This is a genomic window from Mycobacterium sp., assembly GCF_049802695.1.
Taxonomy (GTDB): domain Bacteria; phylum Actinomycetota; class Actinomycetes; order Mycobacteriales; family Mycobacteriaceae; genus Mycobacterium.
The window spans coordinates 1-7,397 of the sequence record NZ_JBARMY010000052.1 but is presented as its reverse complement, the minus strand read 5'-3'; the positions used below and the strand labels follow the sequence as shown (position 1 = coordinate 7,397).

Annotated in this window: 3 protein-coding genes; all 3 read left to right on the top strand. The window is 64.6% G+C overall.

The window, feature by feature from the left end; translation table 11 throughout:
• The coding region (locus WA317_RS02110; RefSeq protein WP_425171467.1) for an SDR family NAD(P)-dependent oxidoreductase at window positions 1-2,490 on the top strand (2,490 nt) is incomplete at its 5' end.
• Window positions 2,491-2,558: 68 nt separating this feature from the next.
• Window positions 2,559-3,980, top strand: a complete 1,422-nt coding sequence (locus WA317_RS02105) for a condensation domain-containing protein (RefSeq protein ID WP_425171466.1) — start codon at window positions 2,559-2,561, stop codon at window positions 3,978-3,980.
• 37 nt (window positions 3,981-4,017) lie between these two features.
• A partial coding sequence (locus WA317_RS02100; RefSeq protein WP_425171465.1) for an RND family transporter occupies window positions 4,018-7,397 on the top strand: 3,380 nt, incomplete at its 3' end.

Here is a 7,397-nt window from a genome sequence, read left to right as displayed (position 1 = left end):
GGTCTGCGCGGCGTGGTGGTCGTGACCGGGCCGCTGGACAGCGAGTCCGCCGACGACTGGACGACCCGCGGCAAGGATTACGTGGATCACCTGGTGCGTATCGCCCGCGAGTTGCCTGAGGCTCCGGGTGAACTGCCTCGGCTGTTCGTCGTCACCAGGAACGCCCAGGCCGTGCTGGCCGGCGACGGGCCGAACCTGGAGCAGGCCGGGCTGCGGGGCCTGATCCGGGTGATCGGCACCGAGCACCCACAGTTGCGGGCCAGCCAGATCGACGTGGACGGACATGTCGAGGCCGAGCAGCTGGTGAAGCAACTGTTGTCCGGGTCCGACGAGGACGAGACGGCGTGGCGGAACGGGCAGTGGTACACCGCCCGTCTTTCCCCCACACCGCTGCAGCCCGAAGAACGACGCACCACGGTGGCCAGTCACGCGAACGACGGTGTGCGCCTCCAGATCCGCACACCTGGCGACCTGGAATCCGCGGAACTCGTTGCCTATGACCGTCTCGCACCGGGCCCCGGCGAGGTCGAGATTGCGGTCAGCGCATCCAGCATCAACTTCGCCGACGTGCTGGTCGCCTTCGGGCGCTACCCGAGCTTCGAGGGCCGGCTGCCCCAAGCCGGTACCGACTTCACCGGCGTGGTGAGCGCTGTCGGGCCCGAAGTCACTACGCACCGGGTCGGCGACCACGTCGGCGGCATCTCCGCGAGCGGCTGCTGGGGCACCTTCATCACCTGTGACGCGCGGCTGGCAGTGACGCTGCCGCGCGGACTCACCGACGGGCAAGCCGCCGCGGTCACCACCGCAAGTGCCACTGCCTGGTACGGCCTGCACGATCTGGCCAGGATCGACCGGGGCGACAAGGTATTGATTCACTCCGCCACCGGTGGTGTGGGGCAAGCCGCGATGGCGATCGCCCGTGCCGCAGGCGCCGAGATCTTCGCCACCGCGGGCAGCGACGGCCGTCGGCAGTTGTTGCGCGACATGGGCGTTGAGCACGTCTACGACTCGCGCAGCACGGAGTTCGCCGAGCAGATACGCCGGGACACCGAGGGGTACGGCGTCGACATCGTGCTCAACTCGGTGACCGGTGCGGCGCAGCGCGCCGGACTCGAATTGCTCGCTCTAGGCGGGCGTTTCATTGAGATCGGCAAACGCGACATCTACGGCGACACCCGGCTGGGGCTATTCCCGTTCCGCCGCAACCTGGCGTTCTACGCCGTCGACCTGGGCTTGCTGAGCTTCAGCCACCCAGACAAGGTGCGCAGCCTGCTCGACACGGTTTACCGGCTCACCGCCGACGGTGTGCTGCCGCTGCCGGAGAGCACCCACTACCCGCTCGCCGATGCGGCCAGAGCCATCCGGACGATGAGCGCGGCCCAGCACACCGGCAAACTGGTGCTCGACATCCCCCGCACCGGCAGCAGCCGGGTGGTCGTGCCGCCGCAGCAGGCTGGGGTTTACCGCGCCGACGGCTCGTACCTGATTACCGGTGGGTTGGGTGGTCTCGGCCTTTTCCTCGCCGAGAAGATGGCCGCGGCGGGCGCCGGCCGCATCGTGTTGACCTCGCGCTCACAGCCAGACGCAAGGACGCTGGAGACCATCGAACTGATCCGGGCGATCGGCGCCGACGTCGTGGCGGAATGCGGCAACATCACCGACCCGACCGTGGTGGACCGCCTGGTAGCGGCCGCGACCGCCACCGGGCTTCCGCTGCGCGGTGTCTTGCACGCGGCGGCGGTGGTCGAGGACGCCACCTTGACCAACATCACCGCCGAGCTCATCGAACGGGACTGGGCACCAAAGGTTTACGGCGCGTGGAATCTGCACCGGGCGACGGCCGGTCAGCCACTTGACTGGTTCTGCTCGTTCTCGTCGGCGGCGGCACTGGTCGGTTCGCCCGGGCAGGGCGCCTACGCGGCGGCCAACAGCTGGCTGGATGCGTTCACCCATTGGCGACGCGCTCAGGGTCTTCCCGCGACGTCCATCGCGTGGGGAGCCTGGGCTGAAGTCGGGCGGGCAACCGCGCTGGCCGAAAGCTCGGGCGCGGCAATCGGTGCCGACGAAGGTGCTTATGCGTTGCAGGCGCTGCTGAGCCACGACCGCCCCTACGCCGGCTACACACCGATCATGGGCCAACCATGGGTGACGTCGTTCGCCGAACGCAGCCCGTTCGCGGAGCTGTTCCGATCTGCCGGACAGGGCCGGGGCGGAAGCCAATTCCTCGCCGAGCTGAGCGAGTTGCCCACCGAAGAGTGGCCGGGCCGGTTGCGGCGGCTGATCTCCGATCAGGTCAGCCGGATCCTGCGGCGCAGCATCGATCCGGACCGCCCGCTTTCTGAGTACGGCGTCGACTCACTGGGCAACTTGGAGTTGCGCACCAGGATCGAGACGGAAACGAAAGTGCGCATCAGCCCGAGCGACATCACCACCATTCGCGGCTTGGCGGACAAGTTGTACGAGAAGCTGGCTCCCGCAGAGGTCGCCTGACCGCAGGCATCCCGCGGGACGACAGCAGCAGACGTTGAGGAGGGACTTTGTTTCTAGGGGCAAGTTCAGTGAAAGTGGGCACGATTCGCGACTGGGAGCCTGGTGACGGCAAAGTCGTTTCGTGGGGACCGTCAGCGGCCTCGTTGAAGAAAGCCCGGCAGGCGCCGGTGAGTCAGGCGCCGGCCAGCTACATGCAGGCGCAGCATCTGCGCGGCTTCTGTGAATTCGCCGACCGGGGTCTCGACTACTCGCGGCTGGTGATGGGATCGTGGGACCGGCCCGGCCGCTGCGATATTCGTGCCCTGACGTTCGTGATCAATGCGCACCTGCGCCGGCACGACACCTACCGCAGCTGGTTCGAGTTCAATGACATCACAGATGTCGTGCGCCACGCGATGGGTGACCCGGCCGACATCGAATTCGTTCCCACGCGGCACGGCCAGATGACTGCTCAGGAGTGGCAACGCCATCTGCTGGCCACGCCCAGCCCGCTGGAGTGGGATTGCTTCCGGTTCGGCATCATTCAGCGCGCGGACCATTTCACGTTCTACGTCGTCGTCGACCATCTGCATATGGACCCGACGCTGCTGGGCCTGCTGTACATGGAGATGTATGTCATGTACGGGGCGTTGGTGAACGGCGCGGCACCGATCGCCCTGCCGCCCGCCGGCAGTTACAGCGACTACTGCATCCGGCACCGGGCGTTTACCGATAGCCTGACCCTCGAATCCCCGCAGATCCGCACGTGGATCGATTTCGCCGAGAGCAACGGAAACAGCTTGCCCGAGTTCCCGCTGCCGCTCGGTGACCCGGCGACGCCGAGCGGCGACGTCGTTGTCGAACGGATAATGGACGCAACGCAAACCGCGCTGTTCGAGTCCGCCTGCATCGGCGCGGGCGCCAGGTTCAGCGGCGGCCTGTTCGCCGCGGCCGCGCTGGCGCAATACGAATTGACCGGCGTCGAAACGTACTCCAACCTGACTCCGACCGACCGGCGCCGGAAACCCGAGGAATTCATGACCTCAGGGTGGTTCACCGGAGTGATACCGTTCACCGTCGACATCGACCCTGCCTCGTTCGCAAAAACCGCTTATTCCGCGCAGACGTCGTTCGACGCGAATACCGAACTCGCGCAGGTGCCTTTCGATCGAGTGTTGGAGTTAGCGCCGTGGCTTCGCCGGCCCGGGTTCAACTTCACCATGCTGAACTTCATGGACGGCGGTCTTCCTCCGCTGTCCGCGATCGTCTCGTCCTACCTCGACGGAGCCAACGCCGGCACGTACGGCGACGGCAGGGCGCCGGCTCACCTGTACATGACGGTTGGCCGGATGTTCGACGAGGCGTCGATGGCGGTGTTCTATCCGAACAATCCGACTGCACGGCAATCTGTTGTCCGCTATGTCGAGACGGTGAAGACTGTGTGTGCCCGGGTGGCCGCCGGCAGCGACGCAGTAGTTACTGCGCGCCCTCGCTCTGATCTGATCGCTTAGGAGATCACCGCATGGACATTCCGTATGTAGAAGGCGGATGAAAAGTTCGCACGAAGCGGCGGCCGGTGGAATCTTCCACCGGTTAGCCGATTTCGTCATCCGTTGGCCGCTGATAGCCATCGGTATGTGGATCGCCGTTGCTGCCGCTTTGACGCTCGCGATACCGCCGCTGGCGGTGGTGGCCGCCCACAAACAGGTGGAGGCGCTGCCGGCTGACGCCCCTGTCGTGGTCAACGGCAAGAAGATGAGCGAGGCGTTTCACGAAACCCAGCACGGTAGCTTGCTTCTGGTCGTACTGACTGATGAGAAGGGACTGAGCGCCGCCGACGAAGACACCTACCGGACGCTGGTCGGCAAGCTGCATCAAGACACCGCCGACGTCATGTCGACGCAGGACTTTCTTGGCACCCAGGCGCTTCGCGAGGTGCTGCAAAGCAAAGACGATAAAACCTGGGCGCTTCCGGTTTCCCTTGTCGGCGACCCCGGCACCCCCGAGGCCGGGGTGTCCTACCAGCACGTCACCGATCTCGTCAAGCAGACGGTCGCGAAGTCGACGCTCACCGCGAACCTGACCGGCCCGGCCGCGACCGCCGCCGATCTGATGGGCATCGCCGCAAAAGACATGCACCTGATCGAGGCCGGGACCACGGTCATGGTGCTGCTGATCCTGATCATGGTGTACCGGAATCCGATCACCATGCTGATTCCGTTGGTCACGATCGGCATTTCCCTGGCGACCGCCCAGGGCACCTTGGCCGGGTTGGGTGAACTGGGGCTGGGCCTCACCGGTGAGACGGTCGTGTTCGTCACAGCGGTGATGTTCGGCGCGGGAACGGATTACGCCGTCTTCCTGATCAGCCGGTACCACGACTACGTGCGGCAGGGTGTTCCGTCAGACGAAGCGGTGCGCAAAGCTCTGATGTCGATCGGCAAGGTGATCGCCGCCTCGGCGGCCACCGTGGCTGTCACGTTCCTGGCGATGATCTTCTCGCAATTGCAGATCTTCGCCACCGTCGGTCCGGCGATTTCGGTCTCGGTCACGTTGGCTTTCCTGGCCGCCGTGACCTTCCTGCCGGCCGTCATGGTGCTGGCCGGGCGGCGCGGCTGGATCAGGCCGCGCAGCGACCTCACGCATCGTTTCTGGCGACGCTCGGCGATCCGCATCGTGCGGCGGCCGAAAGTTCATCTGGTGGCCAGCTTGATCGTGCTTGCCACCTTGGCCAGCTGCATGACTTTCGTCCGCTACAACTATGACGACCGCAAAACTTTGCCGAGCAACGTCGAAAGCGCCGCCGGATTTGCGGCGCTGGAACGCCATCTCCCAGTGAACACCCTGCTACCGCAGTACCTGTTCATTCAGTCACCCCGTGATCTGCGGACACCGGAGGCACTTGCCGACCTCGAGCAGATGGCACAGCGGGTTAGCCAGGTACCCAATGTCACGATGGTGCGCGGCATCACCCGGCCGATGGGGGAATCGCTCGAGCAGACGAAGGCGACCTGGCAGGCCGGCGTGGTCGGCGGCAAACTCGACGACGCGTCCAAACAGATCATGGACCATACCGACGATCTCAATCTGCTGACTCACGGCTCCGACCAGCTCGCCGGAGCGCTCGCCGACGTACGGGCCCAGGTCGCTCAATCGATGGGCACCGTCCACGGTCTGCTCGCGTCGCTCACTGCTATCGAGCAGCAGGTCGGCGGCCAGAAGCTGCTCAGAGAGGTCGACAACGCGACCAAGCTCATCAGCAGCATGCGCGCCTTCGGTGGAAGCCTCAACGACGTGGTTGCTGCCGCGCGCGGATCAGACATCCTCGTGAACGTCCTCGACAGCAACCCGACAATCTGCAGCGCGGATCCACAGTGTGCGGGGGCGCGCGAACAGCTTCGACGGCTGGCCAACGCTAATCGCGACGGGACGATGAACAATTTGTCCAACCTCGCCCAACAGCTGCAGTCGACACAAGACACGCAGACGCTGCAATCCGCGGTGCAGGGTCTCAACGGCGCGGTAAGCAGTGCCCTCAACGCCCTTAGCGCGTTGGGTGCCGACGATCCGGGCGGTGTGCAAACGCGGCTGGGCACCCTGGAATCGGGCGCGAACCAGCTGGCGGACGGCAGCCGAAAAATCGCCGACGGGGTCAAACAGCTGACCGACCAGGTCATGGTGATGGGGAGCGGGCTTGGCGAGGCGTCGACGTTCCTGCTGGGAATGAAGCGTGGCGCGGGTAGACCGTCGATGTCCGGCTTCTACATTCCACCGAACGCCTTGGCGAACAACGCCGACTTCAAGACGGCTGCCGAGTTCTTCATGTCTCCCGACGGTCACGCAACACGCTACTACGTCATGAGCGGGCTGAATCCGTTCAGCACCGCGGCGATGGACCAAGTGACTGCAATCACCAATGCTGCTCGGAGCGCTCAACCGAACACCGCGCTGGCGGATGCCAAAGTGTCGATGCTCGGAATGACCGAAGGCCTGCAGGACACCCGCGACTATTACAACCAAGACACCGAATTCATCGTTGTCGCAACCATACTCATTGTTTTTTTGATCTTGGTCGTATTGCTGCGCGCGATAGTGGCGCCGCTTTATCTTATCGCCTCGGTCTTGATCTCGTACGCGTCGGCGCTGGGCATCGGTGTCATCGTTTTCCAGTTCCTACTCGGCCAGGAATTGCACTGGAGCGCTCCGGGCCTGACGTTCATCCTTCTGGTGGCTGTGGGAGCCGACTATAATTTGCTGCTGATCTCCCGGATCCGCGACGAGTCACCGCATGGTGTGCGTTTCGGTGTGATCCGCACGGTGAGCTCCACCGGCGCCGTCATCACTTCTGCTGGGCTGATATTCGCCGCATCGATGTTCGGGCTGACAGTCGCCAGTATCAGCACATTGGTTCAGATCGGTTTTGTGATCGGCGCCGGTATTCTGCTCGACACCTTCCTGGTGCGCACTATCACGGTGCCGGCCGTGGCCACACTGCTCGGCCAGGCGAACTGGTGGCCCTCAAAGTTGACGCCGCGCAACCCAGGCGGATCGCGCTCGAAGTGGCGCAAGACGAGCCGTCGACCAGCACCACAGAGTGGCGCCAGCCTGTCAGATCTTGTGGTACCCGACGACGAAGACATCTTCACCCACTCGCTGCCGTTGTTCGGGCCCCGTGGTGTGCCGTTGCGCCTCGCCGCGCAGGGGCAGGACATTGCGGCGGTTAGTACGAATGGCCATCCAACGCGGGAGGCCACAAGCGGGGCGAAAACAGCGCTCGTCGACCAGCTGCCTAACTACGGCGGAGACCCAGTCAAGACTGACAGCGGATACTCAGCGGGAACCAACGGTCAGCTTTCAACCACAATCAAGGGCGGAGACCCGGTAGAAACCGACAGCAGACACCCCGCCCAAACCGACCGCGCACACCC